Origin of the sequence: Pedobacter sp. BMA (assembly GCF_001027745.1) — a bacterium.
Lineage (GTDB): Bacteria > Bacteroidota > Bacteroidia > Sphingobacteriales > Sphingobacteriaceae > Pedobacter.
The window spans coordinates 547,029-569,244 of sequence record NZ_LECU01000004.1; the positions used below are offsets into that span (position 1 = coordinate 547,029).

Sequence of the window (22,216 nt, forward strand, 5' to 3'; positions counted from 1 at the left end):
GTGAAATTATGATGACATTAGCGTAGTCATCCATCTATATATAAATGAACGCTAACGAACTCCTTATTGAACTCAGGAAGTTTGTACTTATAAAGTCAGGACTGAGGAATATAGACCCTGCACATTGTAAGATCATCTCTGAGTACGTATTCCAGGAAACTAAGAATTATGTAAGTGAAACGACCATTAAGCGTTTTTTTGGCTTTGCGAATACTTTGCATAAATTTTCTTTATTCACCTTAAATAGTTTATCACAATATATTGGTTATGACGACTGGGATTCCTTTTGCAGGGACAAGGAAAGTCAAACCACATCAGCACAAAGTATATGGCAGGATCTTCGGCTAAAAGCACAGGCTATTACCGAGGTTGCGCTGGTATCGAAAAAAAACAACTCTGGCGTGCCCTTTCATGCAACATCAAACCGGAGTTTTTACTATCCTGATCTGGATTATTTTTTAAAAAACAACTATCAGTTTTCAACTATCAGCGCTCAACCCGGACAAGGGAAATCTATCCTGCTGGCACACATGGCTGAACATTTTTTTGTTTCTGAACATGCGATCTATAAAAATGATATCGTATTACTAATCAACTCAACCGTTTTAACGCGCATTATTTCCGGAGGAGGCACACTGAAAGATTGGTTTTTAAAAGAATTTAAATTCGAAAGCATTAGTGAACTAGTTAACTTTTTCAAGAAGAATCCGGAAAAGCGCGAAGGACGTTTTGTGATATTTGTTGATGGCATCGATGAATTCCTGTCGAAGTCTGAATACTTTAAAACATTTATCGATTTCCTGTATAGCATTGAGGAAAACAATTTTTTAAAAATCATATTTGGCTTCAGAACCAATACCTGGATTAATTTACAGCCGGCCATTTCAGGATCAGCGTTTTTGAACAAAACCTGGTACACCGGATTATTTTATGATGAAGATACCCTGAGTAATCTTCCCTCATTAAATAATGAAGAAATTTTATCCACGCTAAGTTACATCGAGAACAAGGTGATATCGGTAGCAGATGTGAGTCCGAAACTAATGGCATTGTTCAAAACACCGTTCTGGCTTCAGGTTTATTTCAAACTAAAGGATGAAAATAAATTACTAGAACTTGGCAATCCCTTACTTTGTTATGAGTTAATTCACTATTTTTTAGAAAAAAGGGTGTTTTTGGCTAAGAAAAGCACTGAGAAAATATTCCTACTTAAAAAATTAAGCGATTGTATTTCTGAACGTGACAATAAGCTGAGGGTGCATAAAGAAAAACTGTTAACTTATGTAAACACTTATCCTGAGGCTTATGAAGAATTGTTACAGGCAGGTATTATCGTTGAAGAGAAAAGGCTCAGTACAGCAATTCCAACAGAGGTAGTCAGATTTCTAAATGAGGATATTTACACTTATTTTTTATTCATTCAGATTACAGAGAGATTTGAATATCGTTCATCTAAAGGGTTTTTTGAACATATCCTGCAATCGTTCGACAAAGACAGCGTTCTACGGTCTCATATTCTGCATTGGTCGATCAGATTTTGCATTAACAGAAATGAAATAGCAGAGTTAAAGAATATTTTTAAACTCCCTTTTTCAAATCAGGAGAAGAACCAATCATTTGATTTTATCTGTTATACCGCTAAATATGAGCTCACCAGGCCCAGCGGCAATTTTAACAAATTATCGGTAGGTGTCGATTTTATAGACATTATGGCTTCCGGCCGTACGATGAGTAGCCTCTACAAAGAAACCATAAGAAGTATTTCTGAAAACGTACTTAATGAAGATGTGCAGATTATGCTTCATATTATTGAGTGTAACCTGGCACTTATAGACGTAGATAAAACTTCGCTGCTGAACACCATGCAACTGTTAAAGCGGAATTATAAGCGGTTGGGTGAATTATTCCCAATAAATCCTTACGATTTGATTTTATACTTCTATAACAATATGATTAATAAGCCTAATGAAAGCAAAACGCTGGAAGATAAAATTATTAAGCTTTGTCAGGAAATAGACCGGAACGGACCGAAGAAAAATGATGAGATCACAACCGAGGAAATTTTGTGTTACCGAATGGTGCTCCTCACACTCTTTTCTCAGAAAAACTATGCTGAATGCCATCGCTTTATAATGGCCATTCTAAACAAATACCCCAATATCTTTTTCATCAGGCATTCGGTATTCTCTCCGTTTTTGATTTTGCATCTTGGACAAACCTATCTGAAGCTTAATTACTTAAAAAAAGCACATCGCATCATCCAATTCATGGATAAAATCATAGATAGTGAATATACGTATTACACGAATTTTATTTTGACAGGTTTTAGCATGTTTAAATCTACCTTTTACAATAGCATTCACAATTATGAGCAAGCCGTTGCAGAGGCAGATAATGGTTTAACCATTGCAGTAAAGCATGATTTTAAGATGTTCGAAATTGCACTGATACTCAGTAAGATTGAAGCTTTAAAACATACAGAAGCATCCGAAGAGGTATCCAATACAATAAAAGAGTTGTTGAATTTCTTAACGGCCAACAGAATCTCTATGCCTGAATACTCTAATCTGAATAGTGACGATTTTGAGAATACTTTTAAAATCCTGAAGTCATACCGGAAACATCAAACCATGTAAATGGATTGGGGTGAGCTAAACCTTGGATGAATATATTTTGTTTAGATATATCCATCCAATAATTATCCGACTACTTAATCAAATTATAAAGTTCGTCCAGTTTTGGCGAAAGCACGATCTCAATCCTTCTGTTCTTGCTTCTACCGTCTGCATTCGCGTTTGTTCCCAAAGGCTGAAATTCTCCCTTACCTGTAGCGGTCATCCTTACCCCTTCAACTTTCTCGTTTTCGGTGAGGTATCGTACTACTGAAGTTGCACGAAGTACACTTAAATCCCAATTGTCTTTAATCTGCCCCAGGTTATTTATTTTCTGGTTGTCTGTATGTCCTTCAACAGCGATATTAATCTCAGGTTGCTGCTTTAGTACATTAGCCAGCTGGGTTAGTGCTTGTTTACCCTTATCATCAATAATGATACTACCGGAAGGAAATAGTAATTTATCAGTTAGGGAAACATATACTTTACCATTCTTTATTTCCACCGTTAATCCGCTTTTGGTAAATCCAAGTAGAGCTTGTTGTAGCTTTTCTTTTAGTGCATTCGTAGCTTCATCACGCTTGCGCAGCACCTCTTCTACCTCTTTCAAGCGTTTTTCGCGCGCTGCCAGGTCACCGGATAACTTGGTGATCTCTGAAGATGAGTTACTCTTTAGCTTTTTGTAATTCGCATCAACCGTGTTATAGCTCGATTGCAGGTCGCGGAGTTCTTCGGCCATTAAAGTGGTGTCCTTCTTTAACCTGTTAACTTCTTTTTCGAGATTTTCAATTTTGATTAATCCCTCATTGAAAGCAGTATATAGTGAATCTTTGGTACCCAGAAGCGCCTTGTATTTTTTAGGCGATAAAACCACACAAGAAGTAAGCGAAGAGAGAAATAAGAGAAAGGCAAAAGCTAAAAAGGTCTGTTTCATTATATTATTTGATGTCGTGTTTGATTTACGCATTGATCGCGTTCCGTAAAAATGCAACTAATGGTTGTACCGTTGCAAAAGAACTTATCAACTTATTAACGAGTGCAGGTTTAAAAAATTCTTCATCCGCAATTTTCATAGTCGCTTCAAAGCTTTTTAACTTTAAAAACTCAATGTTAGGGTCCTCCGGATCGTAACCTTTAGGTGCATTTTTAAGCGCATTCTCTGTACCTAATTTGAAGCTCTTTTTAAAATCCTTGTTTTCTATAATTTCTTTAAAGTCATCGAAATTATAATCAATCTCCTGTCTGATCAGTTTTAGATGGGTCGCTTCGGGCATCCAGTAACCACCGGCAATAAAGCTCTTTCCCGGCTGAATGTGCAGGTAATATCCTGGCTCATTGCTACCTTTCTTAGTGGCAAACCATATCCCAAAGTTGTTTTTATAAGGGTCTTTATTTTTACTAAACCGCACATCACGGTAAATGCGCATCAGGCTTTTTTTAGGGTCTGCTTCTGCCGATAATGCCGGATCAACCTTTGCTATTTCCGGAATGAGTTGCGTTACCAGTTCCAGCACATTAGCTTTCGCCTCCTCATAAACGGCTTTATTTTCGGCAAACCATTCACGGTTATTGTTTTCAGATACGTCTTTTATAAATTGAAGGGTTTCTTTTTTTAACATAGGGTTTCTGTAGTTTAGAGGATAATGGCCTGCCTTCATAAGTGACAACCCGCCAGCTTAACAATTCAATAGCTTAAACAGTTTAGCAATTTAGCTTACTGATCGTACCAGGCTTTATATTTGATATTTGGCGACAAGATGTGGAGCAATATAATCCTTGAATAACGGTAATTGAAAGGATAAAGCACGAAACAACCTGCGAAAATCACGATCAGATATGCCCAGAAAGTATCGTCAGTTAAAGGACCGGCAAACAGGTAGGTAACGTAGCTGGCAAACAGCATTTCCAGCACATTCATTGCATAACTTACATACATGGCGGCATAAAAGTAGCCAGGTTCGATCTCAATGCGCTGTGCACAATGTCCGCAGATTTCTTTAGTATGCTGAATGTTCCATCCGTACATGCTACCGGTAAAGATATTGCCTCTGCGGCAATGCGGGCACTTACAACGTACAATTGCTGATAATTTTGAGGTCCCTCCCGCCATACTAATTCAGGTTGAACGGCTCTTTCTTCATATTAAGCTGAATGTTTTTCTTACGGTATTTTTTATACCAGATTACCCCCACAATCATTGCCATTAAATATGGAATAGCCAACAAGTATAGTACCCCGGTATTTAAGCCTGCAGACACTGTATTTCCGTTTTTGATACCTTGTTCAGCGTTGATGCTGCACATGGCACATTGTGCATTGGCCTGAAGCATGAACGCAAAAGTGAGAACGAATGTTAGTATGGTAAAAACCAGTTTCTTTTTCATCAGTACAAATATAAAGATTTAACGGATGGAGGGAGGCAAAAATTATGTCATAAAAAAGCCCCCGATAAATCGGGGGCTTGGAGAGAGCAAACTTTAAAATATTATTGAAGCGCCCCAGAAAAAGTAAAATTCGGATTTTCAATACTTTTAAATTGAGCGTACAGACCACCGCTTATCGGATCAGATAGATAATCGACTGTGAAAGTATTTACGTTTAAGCGTTGACCTAAAAGGGCAGCCATGAACGGAACAATTAGCGTCCCGTTACCATCTGCATCAACGTAGGTAAATTTAAAAATACCATCGCTACCTCTAGTATACGTATAATTTAATGTACCAACATACTGTGTTGCATTTTGAGGCATATTAACTTTCAAAGTCATTTTCTTAGTGGTGTTATTGAAAGTATAAGTCATTTGTTCCAGCCTGAGCGCATATCCTCCATTCAACATCGCAGAGGCTGCTGTCGCCCTTCTACTTATGTATTCAGAACCCCAACCAGTATAAGTTGTCGCATTTGGAAGTACCACGTTACCATAACTTGCGCCCAATAATAGATAAAGCGGCGTTAGAGGTGCGGTACTATTTTTCACAATATATTCCTTTCCGGTCGAATCATATAATGCTAAAGTTGATGCATCTTTCCATAAAATTTTAACAAATGTAATTGAACTGTACTTTAGATCGGTTCCTAGTAAAAACGGTCCATCTAACGTAAATGCAAATTTTGTGCTTGCGGTAGCAGTAGTTACTCCATCAGCCAATACACCAGTCAATGTTAGTCGTTTTCCCCCGGCTACATTATTGGTCGTATTAATTGAGATTCCCGCTTTTATAGTTGATGTACCCGAAACTATTTCGATGTATGGATATTTATTGGTTGAAAAAAAGCTCTTAACTTTATCAATTGCTGTTTTTAATCCTGCGCTCTCATAAGCAGCACGCTGTGTTGCAGTTGCCTTAACCATTTTAAGAGACTGCCTATATCTCTTGCCGGTAAATATGATGCTATCACCTGATGATCGGTCATAAATAAAGTCAACGTCACTTTTGAAACCTGTCCCACGATTGCCGCCCAAAGTAGCAGGATCGGGATCATTTAGCATCGTGATATAGTTAAAAGTGTCAAAGACTAAATCCACACCTTGATCTTGCTTAACCCGATAATAAGAGGCATACTCTGTTGTAGATGATGCATCATTTAAATCCGCATACATTTTAACATTTTCTGCCGCATCAAATTTCATAAAAAAGCTGTAACCTCCACCATCCGCAGTGGGTGTTATTGCAATCCAACCATTTTCAGCACTGCTCAAAATATTTTTCACTTTGGCAATTGCCTCCCCCATCCTTACCTCAGGATCTTCATCGAATTTAGAGACAAACGATGATTTCTTGCAGCCTGCAAATATAAACAGGCAAGCAAATAGAAATATTAATCTTTTCATATCAGTTAAGTTTATTGTCCTAAAGCACCATAGAAATAATTTGCTGGCGTTCCGCTTACATAAAACCCACCAAAATTGGTGTAGGTACCTGTATTATAAGAAGCTGGTAACCAATCAGCAATAAAATTATTGTTATTTAGGTAAGTTAGTAAAGGTTGTACAGATGTCAATAATAGAGCAGCATTTCCTGTAGGTGCAGTCGATGATAATGTAAACTTAACTGCACCAGTGGCATCGTTAACAGACATTGTAAAATTGTAGGTAGCAACGTAATTGGTCGTGCCCTGACTAAAATTCACATCCATTGTCATAGCAGTTGCAGAGGTAAAGTTTAATTTAACGGATCCAAAACCCAAATTAAAGCCTGATAAACCTATGACATTTGCCTTTGAAGTTTGGTAAGCGGTTCTGAACTGATCGGAGATACCATAAGTGCTGTATGTAACATCGTTATCAAGATTGATGGTCATACTTTTATACAAATTCCTGTTCAACCAATAGCCGAAAGAAATAGATGGATCTTTGATGGTATTTTTGAGATAATTCTGAACTTCTTTCTGCAACTTTCTAAAGTCGATACCAAAAGCTGTATTAAAATAGTTAACTACATTCGATTCTTTGAGTTTCAATCTGCTTTTAGCAGTTGCATTAGAAGTATTCGCATAATTATCATAATAAGATTGCCCAGAAACAAGCAAGGTTGCGGTTGTTTCAGCATAATCTTCAGTAGGACTGCCACTTGCATAACTTCCTAAAAATCCATTATCTTTCGCAGTGGCTGCAGAAGTTAATGTCCAGGGCTGCTTGTAAGTTCCACCCGATATGGCTTCAAAATCGATGGGAATCGCTACCGTTTGGTTTAATATATGTGTAAATTCATGATGTATTACATACAGTCGAGAATTGACAAAACTTGGTGCAAGACTAAAGCTATTTAGCCCATATAGGGTTACCCTTCGCCCACCTGCTGCTGTCCCAGCGATAGCTGAACCATCAGTTTGGTATTTCGCGGAGCCGTATAGAACCCATTCTTTTGGATTGGTACGTTGGACAAAATCCAATCCGGCAATTTTGAGATATGGCGCAAGATATCCATCCGATACAGTTTGCATCATTGGCCTAACATTCTCAGGCTTCAGAGGAGCAACATCAGCTGCTGCATCTCCATAATAATACCGGTTATATCTGTAGATCACTTTCATGTTATACGGATCTAGCAGATTGGTATTTAGCCATTTGTCCAAATCAGTATTGGTCTCCGGCATGTCTAAATTATACTTATTGAAGTCAACATCTAAATCCTCAGTCTTCCTGCATGAGGTGGCAATAGTCAAGATTATTGCTAAGGCCAATGAATTTTTAATAAAATTTTTCATATATTAGTTATCTAGGATTTAGTTCTACGCCTGAAAGTTTTACCTCGTTTGGCAATTGAAATAATCTTCTTGGATCATTTGGTTTTAGCTCCATAAAAGTTTCAACACCAACATTGCTATAAACATTATGTCTTACAGTCAAACCTGTACGGACAATGTCCATCCACCTAATGCCTTCTTCCAAAAACTCAGCTTTCTTAGATTCCAGTATAGTTTTAATCAAAGCTTGTTTCGTATCACTTATATTGTAGAATAGCTTTATTTTATCTAGTGTTACTACATCTGTGTTAGCGTTGTAATTTCTAATTCTAACTTTAAGAAAATCATTGATATCCTTTAGAGCATTTTCATTGTTACCCAATTGCGCATAAGCTTCAGCCCTATTCATCAAAGTTTCATCTGCAGTAAGAAGCGGAACTACCAAATATGGATATCCAATTCCAGGCCCAGTATAAAAAAAATAGTACAAATACTTAAGAGTATTGTAATTACCAGCACTCCATTGGTAAACTTTATTAGCTAGTATTTTACCGCTTGCATTTGGAGAGGTGAACATCCTCACCAGCTTATTACCTATTCCATGATTTGGAGTGTTTTCATAAGTATATGTACTGTAAGCATTACCAAGCATGATTGCAGTACGCTGTTCTGTTTTTGTATAATTTGCCCTGAAATCATTATTAGTCATTTCATATAGTGTTGTCGAAACAGGTCTCATATTATTTACGAAATCATTTCCGGGAACAGTCAAATTTGCATGATCAATTACTTTTTGCCAATCGCCAAGAAATAGATAAAAGCGGGATGCAAATGCATGGGCAGCCGAAGGAGTGAAGTGATATTTTGGAACAGTGTATGCGCTTGCTGATAGTAGAGGCAATCCTTCCTCTAGATCTTTTTTTATTTTATCATAGGTTTCCTGTACTGTACCTCTTGAATATTGCTTGATTGGTTCAGTTTCAGGGACAGTAACATATGGAACACCCGGAGAGCTATTAGTACCTCCAATTTCATATGGCTTGGCAAAGAATACAGCCAACATAAAATGCGCATACGCCCTGGCCACCAATGCCTCCCCCTTATACGGAAGAACAGCATTCCCAAAATTTCCATTTTCTATAGCTTGCAAAGCCTGATTAGCAGCTGCGATAGCCTCATAACAACCATTCCAGTATGATCCTGCGCTATTAGTAGGGGTGCCCGATACATCTTCCCAATAGTATGGTTTGTCCCATAACTCATTTAGTGATCCTACACCTCTTTCCTTTTCTTCCGTATTGTCTGATGCAGCCTCTGCAAATGTGATGTAATGAGCGGAAGGATATGCAGTTCCGGTTAACTGTGCCACTTTAGCCACAGTAGTTATTTCTGTTCTGTTATCTGGAACCTCATCAAGAAACTTCTTGCACGATTCCAACGATACTAAAATTGCAATACCGGATAATATGATTGTTGATTTTATTAGTTTCATAGTCTTATAGGTTAAAAACCAATTCTTAGTGATAGCGTAAATTGTGTTGGAACAGGTAATGCGACACCTCCGGTAGAAAAGAATTCTGGATCCTCTCCATTCAAACGTTTATCAGCATACAGTACAGCCACATTATCACAAGCTGCAATAAGTGATGCATTTGACATTCTGAATTTTGAGGTGATCTTCTTAGGAATATCATAGCTCGCGGTGATTCTGGACAGTTTGAGATAATCCCCGCTCACCACACGCTCGGTTGAATAATTATAAAGATTATATGGATAACTTGCATTAGTTGTAGCCCCTGACGAAGTCAAAATATTAGCAGCAGTTACCGGATCCAGTAACGCAGGAATGTTTGTTATTCTTTCATCACCTGGCATGATCCATCTGTTTAATACATCACGACTAAGAGTTGTCATATCCGAATAAGAAGCTGCAATTGCTGGAGCTAAACGCAAAGCATTTCCTGCCGAAAACTTGAATAAAGCAGAAAGAGAAAAATTTTTATATCTAAACTGGTTAAAGAAACCACCTGTCGTTGTAGGGTCTGTTGGACCTTCATACTTTAAGATTTCAATTTCATCCCCTTGAAGGCCGATATTCGTAGTTGCTTTCCCGTCAACACCATAAAAGGTCGGATAGCCGTACTGTGGATTTAAGCCTGCAAACTGGACTGAAAATAATCCTCTCTGAGGGTAGCCCAAAACGGCACCACCTGTCGCTGATACTGCTCTCCAAATATTAGGTAAGGCATCCAGCTCTGTAATTTTTGTTCTATTGAATGCGAAGTTGAAATTAGTACTCCATTTGAAATCACCAGAATTAATAGGTGACCCTGAAACAGTGAACTCTATACCTCTGCTATTCATGGCTGCATAATTTGCTGTTTTTGTAAATTCACCGCCTATACCAGAAGTATTTAAGCTTCCTAGCAAATCATGAATGGTACGGTTATAAACATCGACAGAAAGGTTCACCTTGTTTTTGAAGAACCTCAAATCCAGCCCAATGTTGGCATCATAGGATTTTTCCCAAGTAAGTTGAGTATTCTGAAGAGTAGAAATATATGTTTGAACCTCTTGATCTTTTAACAATTGTCTTCTTGAGATTTGGTCGTAAAACACTGGCAGGGAGTTAGTGGCGTTACCAATACTTGCTGTTAGTCCATACGAACCACGTAGTACGGCGTAGGTAACGATATCATTCTTCGGCCAGAAACTTTCTTGGTCGGCATTCCATGAACCAGAAACATTCCACGTTGGTAACCACCTTGCATTTCTACTTCTTCCCATCTTGTTCGAGCCATCATATCGTGTAGTTGCATTGAAGCTATAACGTCCTTCATATGAATAAGCTGCTCGTAGCATATAGGCAACATAGCGTTCATAGTTTTTACCCATGCCAAAATAGGCTTTACCTGCTTCGCCAGCCTCTTTAAAGTACAAATAGCTGGGATTAACTAATCCTCCATTTTCATACTGATAACCGATACCGTTGAAATATTGATTTTGTCTGTCGATAGACCTGACTTCCATAGATCCAAAAACATTTAGCAGATGTTTATCATTCCAATTTTTATCGTAAACGAGATCATGTCTGAAATAGTAATTAGTTAAGTTATCACCAGCGGTATTGTAAAATCCCCCGGTTGGCAAAACACTGGTTGGTAAACCGGTTGGATTTGCTGAATCGATATATAAATATTGGTTATCACCATCCCTAGTGGCGTTCCCGCCAGAGCGGAATGCTAAAGCTTGGTTTGATTGCTCCAATACATAGCTTTGTCTTTCTGATTTAGAGAAACGATATGCAGCATTTATAGAGTAGGTTAGCGCTGGAATGATTTTATACTTTACCCCGCCTTGAACTTTAATATCAAGCATTTGAAGCGTAGTGTAATTGTTTTCTAATTCATTGAGAATATTAAACGGCGCATAATTTCTTACAAAATATTCAAGGTTACCATTTTCATCATAAGGTGTAATTAAACGACTCGTATTGCGGGCATAATTGTAAGGATTGACGTCAAATTCGCGGTAGTAACTACCATATACCGGATCAGATTGCCTGTCGGAGTTTCCGCTTGGTGTTCTCTGGTTACGAACAGATCCAGTAGTTAAGAGTTCGAAACTTAATTTTTTACTTGGAGCAAAATTTACTCTGAAGTTAGCAGTAAAACGATCTACGTTACTTCCAATAGTCTGACCTTTATCATTCAGATAAGATGTGGAAGCATAAGTCTGAAATTTTTCGGTACCAGAGGTTACACTTAGAGAGTGTTCCTGTTTTAAAGAGTTTTTATAAAGAATATCAAACCAATCAGTATTTGCATTGGCATATCTATTTAAAAAATTGGAAACACTCGCTTTATCATATTTCAAAGCAAATGTTTTTGTAGCCGGATCATAATTATAAAGCTGATTATACATTTTATAAAAGATGCCACCGTCCTGACCACTTGATGATCCTGGAATCTGATATGCACCTTTGTTAAAATATTCAATCAAAACAGACATTTGTTCGTCTGAATTTAAAATATCTGTTCCTTCGTAACTCGGTTTGGAATAGGTTGTAAAGTTACCAGTATAGCTGATTTTTGGAGCGCCCTCAGTTTGTCTACCTTTTTTAGTAGTGACCACGATAACCCCATTCATAGCTCTAGCACCATACATTGCTGTTGCTGCCGCGTCCTTTAGTATATTGAAACTTTCAATATCATCGGCGTTCAAACCTGCTACTGATGAACCAAGTAAAGTATTAGCATCTCCACTGGACAAAGCTTCATTAGAAATATTCACAACGTCTTCCAAAATAATTCCATCAACAACCCAAAGCGGCTTGTTATCTCCAGATAAAGAAGTTGCACCACGAACACGAATTTTAGGGGCTGCACCAAAGGTTCCCGAAACATTTTGTAATGTTACACCGGCGACCTGACCTTCCAACATCCGGCTAATATCGGATACACCTAACCTTTCTACTTCGGATACTTTAAGCTGAGTAGCAGCTCCTGTAAATAATTTTCTATCTAACTGTTGATAACCGGTCGAAACTACATTTACTTCTTTCAATTGCGCTGCATCTTCTTCAAGTGTTACATTAATCGTTGTTCTCGAACCTATTTCAACCTCAACGTTTTTGTATCCGATATAGCTGAAAACTAACGTGGCCCCTTCTTTGACGGAAATTGAATAATCGCCGCTACTCGTGGTAGAGACAGCGTTTGCAGCACCTTTCTCGCGCACGCTAACTCCAGGTAACACGGAACCACTCTTATCCCTTACCTTGCCCGTTACACGAACAGCAACAAAGAAATCCACTACCTTATCTAGTATTGATCTTTCTTTTAAACTAATGAGAATTGTCTTATCTTCTATGGTATAGGTAAGATCCCTATCGGCAATGATTTTTGCCATAACCTCTTCAATCGTAGCTCGGTTAAAACTAGCATTAATTGTGGTGGTACTTTTGATTTTATTGGTTGATAACAAAACGTCATACCCAGATTGCTGCCTAATTTCCTTAAACATTCTTTCCAGGGTAACATTTCTTTCTTTTAATGTAATGAACTGGCCATAGGTAGCGGCACTTACCTGCATGAGGGAAGTCAACAGAACAGCCGTAATTAACTTCATCATTAATAATAATTTAGGTATGTAGCGTCGTTGCGTACATAAAATTTTAATATAAATTTTGTACATTTAATAGTCTGTTTTAGCGAACTGCAATGAAGTTTGGACGCAAAATTGCGTTCGCAGTTATTCAAGAAATAATTGGTTTAATCGATCCGGTTTACGGAATAGTTAAACAGACATAAAAGGGAGTGTTGAAGCGCTCCTTTTTTTATGCATTTAACTTTTTGAATCGTCAGATCTGTTGTCGAAGTGTGGTCATAGTTGTTTACGTTTAGGGTGATTTTAATTAGTTATTTTATTTTTATAGATAAAGGTTAGTTATGCCTCCATCTGTGGCTCGTTCAATCTTTGTAGACAATTAGTTTTTTGTCCTTGATATCAAATTTCACTTCTCCTGTCTGCTCGAATTTTCGCAATACCTGAGATATCTTATCGAAGCGGCTTACCGTTCCATAATACATTACATCCTTGGCCGACTGATCTGCAAATTCAACTTTCACGTCATACCAGCGTGCTATTTTTCTTAAAATACTTTCCTGCTTTTCGTTGTTAAACATGAAATAACCATTCTTCCAGGCAATTGATTCATCAGTATCAACTTCGTCAACCCTGAACACTCCGTTATTGAGTACCGCCTGTTCACCAGGTTTAAGGATTTCCCAATGGCCATTTTGGAAATTTTCTATTTTCACACTTCCCTCAAGTAGAGTTGTTCGCGTTACACCTTCGTCAGCATAACTGTTAACGTTAAAATGTGTACCTAAAACGGTTAGCTCCTGTTTTGCTGTTTTAACAATAAATGGATGTGATTTGTCTTTTGCAACCTCAAAATAGGCCTCTCCGGCTAATTGCACTTGACGAATTGTACCGTTTCCAAGATTTAATGGATAGGTTAACGATGATGCTGCATTCAACCAAACTGTAGAGCCATCTGGTAGCTTAATCTGCCATTCTCCTCCGTTTGGTGTAGTGATAGTATTCTTTTTAGTGTCATCTATTAACTCACTCGATTTAATAATATGGTACACCAATTGTCCGTTCGCTGTTTTCGTTACTGCCATGCCTGCATCTTCCATTAAGTCGCCTGCTGCCGCGTCGTTCAGAGAAATTCTCCTTCCATTCGCTAAAGTTAAAATGGCTTTATTACTTCCTGGTGCAAAATCAGTGGCAAAAACGTGCTCTTTTTTTCGGGTCACATTAACATAAGTAGAAAGGGAGAATACAATCAGCACAACAGCTGCCGCAGCCCACCACCATTTTAAAATGATAGATTTGAATGATTTTATTTTCGGCTTATCGCTCGCGAGAATTGTTTCCAGAACATTGTCCCAGTCTTGCTGATCGTCTATAGTCCTATCAACCATTTGCGCTTCAATTAACTTCACAATTTCACCATTGATTAACAAAGGATATTCCTCTGCTAATTGAAGTAACTCCCGCCGCTCAATGCTGCTTAGTTCTCCGTCAGTAAATTGTTTTAAAAGATAGTTGATTCGTTGGTCCATAATGATTCTGACTATAAGAAGACAGATATTGAAATTAGGACTATCGGAAAATGAATTTTATTTTATTTTATTTTAAAAAAAGTAAATGCAAAGGGTAAAACCATAGTAATTCCGTACTGTTCCAGGTAAGAACGAATGAATTTCAGCGATTGTACCAATGCATTTTTTACAGTATTGGGGGAAATACCTAGTAATTCCGCGATTTCGGGAATGCTTTTTCCATCACTTCTGCTAAGATGATAAATTTTCTTTCGCTGGCTAGGAAGTTTATCAACTGCCTGAGCAATAATTCGGGTAACCTCATTAACCTGTATTGTATTGAGTGTATTATACTCAGCATGATCATTTTTGGAAGCCATTATATTGACCAGCTTCTCATCCCGGAGTTTTTTCTTCAGATAGCTAAGACACTCATTCGAAACATATTTATATAAGTAAGCCTTTATATTTTCTACGAAGGCTAACTTATCCCTATTTAACCATAGTCGAAGGAACGAATCCTGAATGATCTCTTTCGCATCGTCCTGGTCTTTAGTAAATTTCAATGCAAACGCCTGTAATATTGGAAGATACTGAAAAAACAGCTCAGAGAAAGCCTTTTCGTCACCTTCCACAATCTTATCTATCAGCACCCGATCATTACTTGTTCCGTTTGATATCATACATTCACAGTGGCGAAAACTGTTTGATAATTTAATAAGTTTTCAAGTTAGTTGACTTTATTAGAGAAGCTAAAACGAATTAGGCCTATCTAACCAAATATAGTATTTCAATTGATTAGTTCAGCCAGAAATAATGTTAAAATAAAAAGCCCGACACAATGGTCAGGCTCTATAAGTTTCAACTTACTTAGTAATGGTAATAAGGCGATATCATTAGATAGACAATCACACCAGTAACAGCAACATATAACCACATCGGAAAAGTGATCCTTGCCAGCTTCCTGTGCTTATCAAATCGCTTAGCAAGTGCCCTTACATAAGTAACCAATACAAAAGGAATAATAATGACAGATAAGCAGATATGAGTAATTAAAATAGAGAAATAAACATATTTTATCACACCTGTACCGCCGAACTTTGTCGAATCAGAAGTCATATGATAAGCTACATACATGGCCAGAAAGGCTACAGACAAACCAATTGCAAACTTCATCAGGTTTTCATGCAATTTCTGTTTCCCGTTTTTAATGGCCCAAACCGCGGTTACCAGCACAATTGCAGTCAGTCCGTTAATCGCAGCATAAATGGGAGGTAAAAACGAAAGAGGTTTAATATCAGGGTTCCATTTCCGAAGGTTAACACCAAACAAAAGTGCCACCACTACCGGAATGGCTACCGATAAAATAACAATCCATTTACTATATTTCTTTTCTATTGAATTATTTTCCATCAACTGTTTATTAAATAATGATAATTAGGTATTCATGATTTTGAGAAAATCATGACTACCTTCCATCCTTTAAATTTCTTAAATACTCTGCAATCAAAACTTTAATCTCATCCTCCAGCCTTGCAGTAGACTGTTGATTGTCGGCATCATAAATGCCTCTGATCCGGTGCTGATGATCAATAAGTAATAGCTTATTGCTGAAGATGTAACTCGTCTTTCCTCCTTGCTCATCAGCCACAACATCCAGAAGTAAACCTTTTCTAATCCACGGATAGGTTTTAACCGTATCTCCCGACATCAGATCCCATTTGGAAGCTAACACGCCTAAACTATCTGCATATCGTTTCAACGCTACTGGCGCCTCCTGTTTAACGGCTAAACTTAAAAACCTGACAAGGGGTTTATGTTCATAACTAACAGAAAGCTGTTTCAAATAATGATTAGCCTGCTGAGTTCCCGCGTTTGCGTTAAACAAATTCAGTACAACGATCTTGTTTTCAAAAGATTTCCACTGTAAAGTTTTACTTTCCTGATTAATCAGGTCGAAATCTGGCACCTCGTGGTAAATGGTATCCGGAATTTTCTTACCTTTTACACTGTGAAATGTTCCCGACAAACGTTTCTCTCCAAAGTAAGGAAGGCTCTTGTACCGGTTCTTAGCAAAGTGAGGCAATAAGTAAAAAAACAAAAATCCCGGTATAGCTAAAATGCTTACCAGGATTAATACCTTTTTTATAGGGTTTGGTTTCATTAATGACTCATCATGTGTAAGTTCAAATAACCGCCTTCAATAAGCATTAAAACTATGAAGTAAATGATGAAAATAAACGTTACCGTTAATGATAACTGCAAACCAAGTTTCTCAAATTTCAAGTGCATGAAGTAAGCTACGATATAGAATGCTTTTAATAATGTTAAAGCAATGTATACAAAGTTACCTACGTGCTGGCTCATTGCGCCATTTGGAATCAGTACCAGGGCAATGATAAATTCAATGGCAGTGATTAAAGATAATATACCGGCAACTTTCCAGATCTTACCTTTGCTCATTCCTGCATGGTCGCCATGCTCGTGCCCTTCTTCTGTATGTGTATGTTGTGACATGTGAATATTTTTATATAATGATAAATTAAACCAAATAGAAGAATGTAAATACAAACACCCATACTAAATCAACAAAGTGCCAGTACAAACCAACTTTTTCAACCATCAGGTAATGACCTCTTTTTTCAAATGTTCCATTGATTGTCATAATCAAAATGATAATATTGATTACAACACCACTGAATACGTGGAAACCGTGGAAACCTGTAATCGTAAAGAAAAGGTTAGCAAACTGCTGTGCTGCTATTTCCGAAACTGGTCCATCGAATAGGTGTTTTAACTCTTCAGCAGATGGTATAGAACCCCACCAGAAACCTTCGTGGTGTAAGTGAGACCACTCTAAAGCCTGGCAACCAAGAAACATGAAACCACCAATAACGGTAGCAACCATCCACCAGATCACTTCTTTCTTAGCACGGCGATGTCCCGCTTCTACTGCCATAACCATAGTTACAGAACTTAAAATTAGGATAAACGTCATGATACCCACGAAAACAAGTGGAGCACCTGAATCTTTTAACCCAGGAATAGATTGGAAAACCAAATCCGGATCAGGCCACGTTAGTTTAGAGAAACGCTGTGCGCCATAGTAGACCAATAACGAAGAAAAGGTAAAAGCATCCGACAAGAGGAAAAACCACATCATGATTTTACCATATTCTACCGACCACGGTGAACGACCGCCATCCCATGGTCCGGTTTTAACTTGATCTAATTGTGATACTGCATTCATTTGGAAATAGTATAATAGTATGTTAACAAATTTAACGGTTCAAAAGTAAAAAAACATAAAGATATATCCATAATATATCGATAAAATGCCAAAAAATAGAAGCAATTTCCATTTTGTATTGGCTCTGGGCAGCAGGAACATTCTTATAGCTACCTGCTAAAGCGTTGATGATCAAACCAACACCTGCAATAATGTGCAATAAGTGGACACCTGATACCACATATATAAAAGAAATGGCTGCGTTATTACCAACCAAAGTAGCACCTGTCCTAACCATACTTCCCAATGCATTAAACTGCATAACCCCGAACACAATAGCTAAAATCATTGTAATCCAAAGGAGTTTGCGCTCTAAACTGAAATTAAGTTTCTTTAATGCCTTCGAAGCCAGGAATAGTGTTAAGCTGCTTGCCAGGATTACTAAACTGGAATAAATAAAAGCATCTGGCAAAACTAAACCATGCCCCTTACCCTTCGATGCCGCAAATACAAGATAGTAACTAGTAAAGCCACCAAACATAATGGTAGAGGAGACCACAAATAGCCACACAATAAACTTTCGTGGCTTTGGGTCAAATGTATCAGGAATATTCTCCATCGTTAAAACCATAATTTATTTTGCAATGAAATTTAATAATAAACCCAGCTGTACAGCCGGAATGTAAAAAAATGAACAGAACATCACCTTTCTTGCGTCGGTAAGTTCCTGGTTTAAAAAAAGCTTAAGCGCTAGCCAGCTAAATATCAGCCCGGCAATTAAAGAAAGCGCTGCTATGTAATAACCACCAAAACCATAGAATGTTGGCAAAAGACTTACAGGAATTAGTATTAACGTACTGAGAAAAGTAACTAAAGCTGTTGTCCGGTCACGTTTCTTTGTAGGTAATAACCTGAATCCTGCTTTCTTGTAATCATCATCCAATACCCATGCAATTGCCCAGAAATGTGGAAACTGCCAAACAAACTGAATCAGGAATAATATACCAGCAATGTAATAGTCAATTTCATGGAACAATTCTGCTTTCAAACTGCCAAAGGCGGCCAGATAACCAATAAGCGGAGGCAACGCCCCAGGTATCGCACCAACAAATACTGCAATAGGCGATTTCCTTTTTAAAGGCGTGTAAGCAAAAGCATATAAAAGAATGGAAAACACTGACAGCAGTCCGGTTTCGAGGTTTAATTTGCCAAGTAACCACGTGCCAAGAAAAGCCATGAACACACCAAGAATTAATCCCTGTCCGGTCGTCATTCTACCAGCAGGCATTGGTCTGTCTTTAGTCCTGCTCATTAACTTATCCAGATCTTTTTCAATGATCTCGTTAAAGCAATTTGCAGCAGCAGTAACTAAAAACCCTCCGGCGATAAGGATTAGCCAGTTGCCCCAGTCTATCGTTGGAATATGTCCCCTACCCACTTGCATCTTCTGTCCGATCAAAAAAGAGATCGATGCAGAAAACACTACCGTAAACGATAGTCTGAACTTGATGAGTTTCGAAAAATCTGAAAATATCTGCTTCAATACTATAATATTTATTGTCTGTAAGTACTTGTCCTGTAAACCAGCAAGTACAGATAAAACTGTAAACTAAACAGCAACGTCGAAAACAGTATGTGCACTGCCTGGGCTGCCGGAGGAAAAGCGATATATGCCAAAGCAAAACCACTTAATAATTGTATGAATAGTGCCGCCAAAATATAGCGGGCAGTTAATAGCGGCGCTGCTTTTCCACTAAAACGATCAATAACCATCTTATACACTACGCCGTTTGAAATTAAAACTATAATAGCCAGATCCCTGTGATAAGAAAAAACAGACCCTACTTTACTGATCCAGCTCGCTCTTCCGCTATACGAAAGGGATTTCGCAATAACATCAATAGCTTCCCTTACCTCTGTACCTACCACAATCTGCGCAATACTTAATATTACAGTGAAAAGTAAAAAGCCTTTCAACCATAAAATGCGGTACATAATAACCGAAGGCTCTTTATTTAATTGCTTTGCGTAGTTATAAGTATAAATTGATATACCCAGGAGCACAAGCGCCAAAAGCATGTGTACCGTTACAACCCATTGAGCCAGATTTGTTGACACCACAATTGAACCCAGCCATGCCTGATAGCCAACTACAAAAATATTTAGAATACTTAGAACAATTATACGTTTCGCTTTTTTCCTGTAAGTAAACGAATAAATAACAGTCAACAAAAGAAATATACCGGCAACAACTCCTGTAAGCCTGTTAATATACTCCACCCACGTCTTAGTTGGATTAAACTCTTCAGGAACAGTTATGCTTTGATCATGTCGAATACTATCGGCAAGGGCTACTTTACCCATACTTTCCAGATACTTGGCAAATTTCTCATTCTTCTTTAACCGGCCTGCCACGTATTTTTCCTTATAGTTAGCCGGAAGCTGGGAAACGTCTGTTGGCGGAATGTACCGATCGAAACATTTAGGCCAGTCAGGACAACCCATGCCCGAACCTGTACTACGTACAACTCCACCTGCAAGGACTACCAGTAACGTAACGATAATGGTAATCAAATTAATCCTGATAAAACGTTGCTCTGATCCGCTGACCATATATCTTTTAAGATGAAAAGGGTATCCGGATAAGCAGAAACTTAATCAGATACCCCTTTTTAAAATGTTTAAGACTTTACTAGCCTTTATTTTCTGTTACCGGATTGGCTTTTTCCCAATCTTGCTGTATTCTTTCTGCAACTTCATTTCCTTCAAAGTCATGAGGCAAGTTAGAGCTCATTGTCTCAGAAAAAGGAACAGTTTGAGGAATGAAATCCACATCATGTCCCGGCTTGCTATAGTCATATGGCCATCTGTAAACAGTTGGGATCTCCCCTGGCCAGTTACCGTGAATATGTTCAACTGGTGCAGTCCATTCTAATGTATTAGCTTCCCACGGATTTTGAGGTGCTACTTTACCTTTAAAGATAGAATAGAAAAAGTTAAACAAGAAAGCTACTTGCGCTAAGGCTGCCATGATAGCTGCCCATGTAACAAATACGTTTACAGTTAACCATTTCTTCATGAATTCGAATTCAGTGAATGCATAGTAACGACGAGGTACACCATCTAAACCTAAGAAGTGAAGTGGGAAGAAAACCAGGTATGCAGCTATAAAGGTTAACCAGAAGTGTAAATAACCCAGTTTTGCATTCATCATCTTCCCAAACATTCTTGGGAACCAGTGATAAACCCCCGCAAGCATACCAAAGATCGCTGCGGATCCCATCACGAGGTGGAAGTGGGCAACAACGAAGTAAGTATCATGCAGGTTAATGTCTAATGATGCATTACCTAAAAATAATCCTGTTAAACCACCAGAGATAAAGAATGATACTAAACCGATTGCGAATAACATAGCCGGAGTAAAACGAATATTACCTCTCCATAAAGTAGCAAGATAGTTAAAGGTCTTAACTGCTGATGGCACCGCAATGATCAATGTAGTGATCATAAATACCCCTCCCAATAATGGGTTCATACCTGTTACAAACATATGGTGTCCCCATACGATGAATGATAGTACAGTAATACCAATTAATGAATAAACCATCGCATGGTAACCGAAGATTGGCTTACGTGAATTTACTGAAATAACCTCAGATGAAATACCCAATGCAGGCATAATTACAATATATACCTCAGGGTGACCTAGGAACCAGAACAAGTGTTGCCATAAAATTGGCGAACCACCTTCGTTAGGCAAAATATCTGTACCAATAACAATATCTGATAAATAGAAACTCGTACCAACGCTACGGTCGAAAACCATTAATACCACACCGGCAACCAAAACAGGGAAAGATAAAATACCTAAGATCGCTGTTAAGAAGAAAGCCCAGATCGTCAAAGGCATTTTCCAAAGGTCCATACCTTTAGTACGCATGTTTAAGATCGTACTTACATAGTTAATACCACCCATTAAAGACGACGCTACGAAAAGTACCATACTCACCAACCATAAAGTCATACCCAATCCTGAACCAGGCATGGCCTTAGCAACAATTGAAAGTGGAGGATATACCGTCCAGCCTCCCGAAGCGGGTCCTGTTTGTATGAAGAAAGATGACATCATGATCACACAGGCCATAAAGAAGAACCAATATGAAAGCATATTTAAAAATGGCGAAGCCATATCTCTTGCCCCAATCTGCAATGGAATTAATAAGTTACTGAACGTTCCGCTCAATCCGGCAGTTAGTACAAAGAATACCATGATGGTACCGTGAATGGTAACCAAAGCCAGATAAAAATCAGGCTTGATACGTCCACCCTCTGCCCATTTACCTAAGAAGGTTTCCAGGAAAGGGAAGTTAGTTTCTGGCCAGGCCAGTTGAATACGGAATAAAATCGATAAGCCCATTGCAATTACGGCCATAATAATACCCGTAATCAAAAACTGCTTTCCAATCATTTTATGATCCATGCTGAAGATATACTTCGAGATCAGTGTCTCCTTGTGGTGACCGTGATCAGCGTGATCGTGTGTGTGTTCGTCGTGTAATGCTATTGTTGACATA

General features: G+C 38.2%; 19 protein-coding genes. 1 reads left to right on the forward strand and 18 read right to left on the reverse strand.

All coding sequences use genetic code 11. The features are described 5' to 3' along the window. The first annotated feature begins 44 nt into the window (after positions 1–44). Complete coding sequence (locus AB669_RS08560; RefSeq protein WP_047798851.1) at positions 45–2,636, forward strand: hypothetical protein; 2,592 nt, start codon at positions 45–47, stop codon at positions 2,634–2,636. A 70-nt stretch (positions 2,637–2,706) separates the two neighbouring features. Here AB669_RS08560 and AB669_RS08565 read toward each other — a convergent pair whose 3' ends face one another. The 18 genes from AB669_RS08565 to AB669_RS08650 all read right to left on the reverse strand — a co-directional run bounded on the left by AB669_RS08565 (position 2,707) and on the right by AB669_RS08650 (position 22,215). Further along, positions 2,707–3,546 (reverse strand): flagellar motor protein MotB, encoded by an 840-nt coding sequence (locus tag AB669_RS08565; RefSeq protein WP_047799079.1) that lies wholly within the window; start codon positions 3,544–3,546, stop codon positions 2,707–2,709. Between the two features lie 25 nt (positions 3,547–3,571). Continuing rightward, positions 3,572–4,231: a DUF2461 domain-containing protein gene (locus AB669_RS08570; RefSeq protein ID WP_047799080.1), complete on the reverse strand. Its 660-nt coding sequence runs from the start codon at positions 4,229–4,231 to the stop codon at positions 3,572–3,574. A 95-nt stretch (positions 4,232–4,326) separates the two neighbouring features. Beyond that, a complete protein-coding gene (locus tag AB669_RS08575; protein WP_047798852.1) occupies positions 4,327–4,722 on the reverse strand; it encodes a hypothetical protein in 396 nt (131 codons plus the stop codon). A 1-nt stretch (position 4,723) separates the two neighbouring features. Further along, positions 4,724–4,996, reverse strand: a complete 273-nt coding sequence (locus AB669_RS08580; RefSeq protein WP_047798853.1) for a hypothetical protein — start codon at positions 4,994–4,996, stop codon at positions 4,724–4,726. 101 nt (positions 4,997–5,097) lie between these two features. After that, positions 5,098–6,444 carry a DUF4302 domain-containing protein gene (locus tag AB669_RS08585; protein ID WP_082120622.1) on the reverse strand — a complete coding sequence of 449 codons (1,347 nt, stop codon included), beginning with the start codon at positions 6,442–6,444 and terminating at the stop codon, positions 5,098–5,100. A gap of 11 nt (positions 6,445–6,455) precedes the next feature. Further along, the gene (locus tag AB669_RS08590; protein ID WP_047798855.1) at positions 6,456–7,820 is read right to left on the reverse strand and encodes a substrate import-associated zinc metallohydrolase lipoprotein; all 1,365 of its coding nucleotides are present in this window, start codon (positions 7,818–7,820) and stop codon (positions 6,456–6,458) included. A gap of 7 nt (positions 7,821–7,827) precedes the next feature. Continuing rightward, on the reverse strand, positions 7,828–9,291 hold the full coding sequence (locus AB669_RS08595; RefSeq protein ID WP_047798856.1) for a RagB/SusD family nutrient uptake outer membrane protein: 1,464 nt from the start codon (positions 9,289–9,291) through the stop codon (positions 7,828–7,830). Positions 9,292–9,302: 11 nt separating this feature from the next. Further along, positions 9,303–12,932 carry a SusC/RagA family TonB-linked outer membrane protein gene (locus AB669_RS08600; RefSeq protein WP_053058337.1) on the reverse strand — a complete coding sequence of 1,210 codons (3,630 nt, stop codon included), beginning with the start codon at positions 12,930–12,932 and terminating at the stop codon, positions 9,303–9,305. A gap of 338 nt (positions 12,933–13,270) precedes the next feature. Further along, positions 13,271–14,434: a FecR family protein gene (locus AB669_RS08605; protein ID WP_047798858.1), complete on the reverse strand. Its 1,164-nt coding sequence runs from the start codon at positions 14,432–14,434 to the stop codon at positions 13,271–13,273. A 62-nt stretch (positions 14,435–14,496) separates the two neighbouring features. Continuing rightward, complete coding sequence (locus AB669_RS08610) at positions 14,497–15,096, reverse strand: RNA polymerase sigma-70 factor (protein WP_047798859.1); 600 nt, start codon at positions 15,094–15,096, stop codon at positions 14,497–14,499. Positions 15,097–15,283: 187 nt separating this feature from the next. After that, positions 15,284–15,826 carry a DUF420 domain-containing protein gene (locus AB669_RS08615; RefSeq protein ID WP_047798860.1) on the reverse strand — a complete coding sequence of 181 codons (543 nt, stop codon included), beginning with the start codon at positions 15,824–15,826 and terminating at the stop codon, positions 15,284–15,286. A gap of 55 nt (positions 15,827–15,881) precedes the next feature. Next, positions 15,882–16,577, reverse strand: a complete 696-nt coding sequence (locus tag AB669_RS08620; RefSeq protein WP_047798861.1) for a hypothetical protein — start codon at positions 16,575–16,577, stop codon at positions 15,882–15,884. After that, complete coding sequence (locus AB669_RS08625) at positions 16,577–16,930, reverse strand: cytochrome C oxidase subunit IV family protein (protein ID WP_047798862.1); 354 nt, start codon at positions 16,928–16,930, stop codon at positions 16,577–16,579. The genes AB669_RS08620 and AB669_RS08625 overlap by 1 nt, the downstream gene beginning before the upstream one ends. A gap of 25 nt (positions 16,931–16,955) precedes the next feature. Next, positions 16,956–17,663, reverse strand: coding sequence for a cytochrome c oxidase subunit 3 (locus tag AB669_RS08630; protein ID WP_047798863.1), 708 nt, complete (start codon positions 17,661–17,663; stop codon positions 16,956–16,958). A gap of 31 nt (positions 17,664–17,694) precedes the next feature. Continuing rightward, a complete protein-coding gene (locus AB669_RS08635) occupies positions 17,695–18,261 on the reverse strand; it encodes a cytochrome c oxidase subunit 3 (protein ID WP_082120639.1) in 567 nt (188 codons plus the stop codon). A 15-nt stretch (positions 18,262–18,276) separates the two neighbouring features. After that, positions 18,277–19,185 carry a heme o synthase gene (cyoE, locus tag AB669_RS08640; RefSeq protein WP_047798865.1) on the reverse strand — a complete coding sequence of 303 codons (909 nt, stop codon included), beginning with the start codon at positions 19,183–19,185 and terminating at the stop codon, positions 18,277–18,279. 11 nt (positions 19,186–19,196) lie between these two features. Further along, entirely contained in the window at positions 19,197–20,255 is a 1,059-nt protein-coding gene (locus AB669_RS08645) for a heme A synthase (RefSeq protein ID WP_047798866.1), read from the reverse strand. Between the two features lie 79 nt (positions 20,256–20,334). Then, entirely contained in the window at positions 20,335–22,215 is a 1,881-nt protein-coding gene (locus AB669_RS08650) for a cbb3-type cytochrome c oxidase subunit I (RefSeq protein ID WP_197082378.1), read from the reverse strand. Position 22,216 lies beyond the last annotated feature (1 nt).

Excerpts from the sequence above, each read along its gene's own strand:
- AB669_RS08615 (WP_047798860.1), bottom strand. The coding sequence starts at position 15,826 with ATGGAAAATAATTCAATAGAAAAGAAATATAGTAAATGGATTGTTATT.
- AB669_RS08585 (WP_082120622.1), bottom strand. The coding sequence starts at position 6,444 with ATGAAAAGATTAATATTTCTATTTGCTTGCCTGTTTATATTTGCAGGC.
- AB669_RS08635 (WP_082120639.1), bottom strand. The coding sequence starts at position 18,261 with ATGGAGAATATTCCTGATACATTTGACCCAAAGCCACGAAAGTTTATT.
- AB669_RS08630 (WP_047798863.1), bottom strand. The coding sequence starts at position 17,663 with ATGAATGCAGTATCACAATTAGATCAAGTTAAAACCGGACCATGGGAT.
- AB669_RS08610 (WP_047798859.1), bottom strand. The coding sequence starts at position 15,096 with ATGATATCAAACGGAACAAGTAATGATCGGGTGCTGATAGATAAGATT.
- AB669_RS08565 (WP_047799079.1), bottom strand. The coding sequence starts at position 3,546 with ATGAAACAGACCTTTTTAGCTTTTGCCTTTCTCTTATTTCTCTCTTCG.
- AB669_RS08580 (WP_047798853.1), bottom strand. The coding sequence starts at position 4,996 with ATGAAAAAGAAACTGGTTTTTACCATACTAACATTCGTTCTCACTTTT.
- AB669_RS08595 (WP_047798856.1), bottom strand. The coding sequence starts at position 9,291 with ATGAAACTAATAAAATCAACAATCATATTATCCGGTATTGCAATTTTA.
- AB669_RS08560 (WP_047798851.1), top strand. The coding sequence starts at position 45 with ATGAACGCTAACGAACTCCTTATTGAACTCAGGAAGTTTGTACTTATA.
- AB669_RS08645 (WP_047798866.1), bottom strand. The coding sequence starts at position 20,255 with ATGGTCAGCGGATCAGAGCAACGTTTTATCAGGATTAATTTGATTACC.
- AB669_RS08570 (WP_047799080.1), bottom strand. The coding sequence starts at position 4,231 with ATGTTAAAAAAAGAAACCCTTCAATTTATAAAAGACGTATCTGAAAAC.
- AB669_RS08620 (WP_047798861.1), bottom strand. The coding sequence starts at position 16,577 with ATGAAACCAAACCCTATAAAAAAGGTATTAATCCTGGTAAGCATTTTA.
- AB669_RS08650 (WP_197082378.1), bottom strand. The coding sequence starts at position 22,215 with ATGTCAACAATAGCATTACACGACGAACACACACACGATCACGCTGAT.
- AB669_RS08605 (WP_047798858.1), bottom strand. The coding sequence starts at position 14,434 with ATGGACCAACGAATCAACTATCTTTTAAAACAATTTACTGACGGAGAA.
- AB669_RS08625 (WP_047798862.1), bottom strand. The coding sequence starts at position 16,930 with ATGTCACAACATACACATACAGAAGAAGGGCACGAGCATGGCGACCAT.
- AB669_RS08575 (WP_047798852.1), bottom strand. The coding sequence starts at position 4,722 with ATGGCGGGAGGGACCTCAAAATTATCAGCAATTGTACGTTGTAAGTGC.
- AB669_RS08590 (WP_047798855.1), bottom strand. The coding sequence starts at position 7,820 with ATGAAAAATTTTATTAAAAATTCATTGGCCTTAGCAATAATCTTGACT.
- AB669_RS08600 (WP_053058337.1), bottom strand. The coding sequence starts at position 12,932 with ATGATGAAGTTAATTACGGCTGTTCTGTTGACTTCCCTCATGCAGGTA.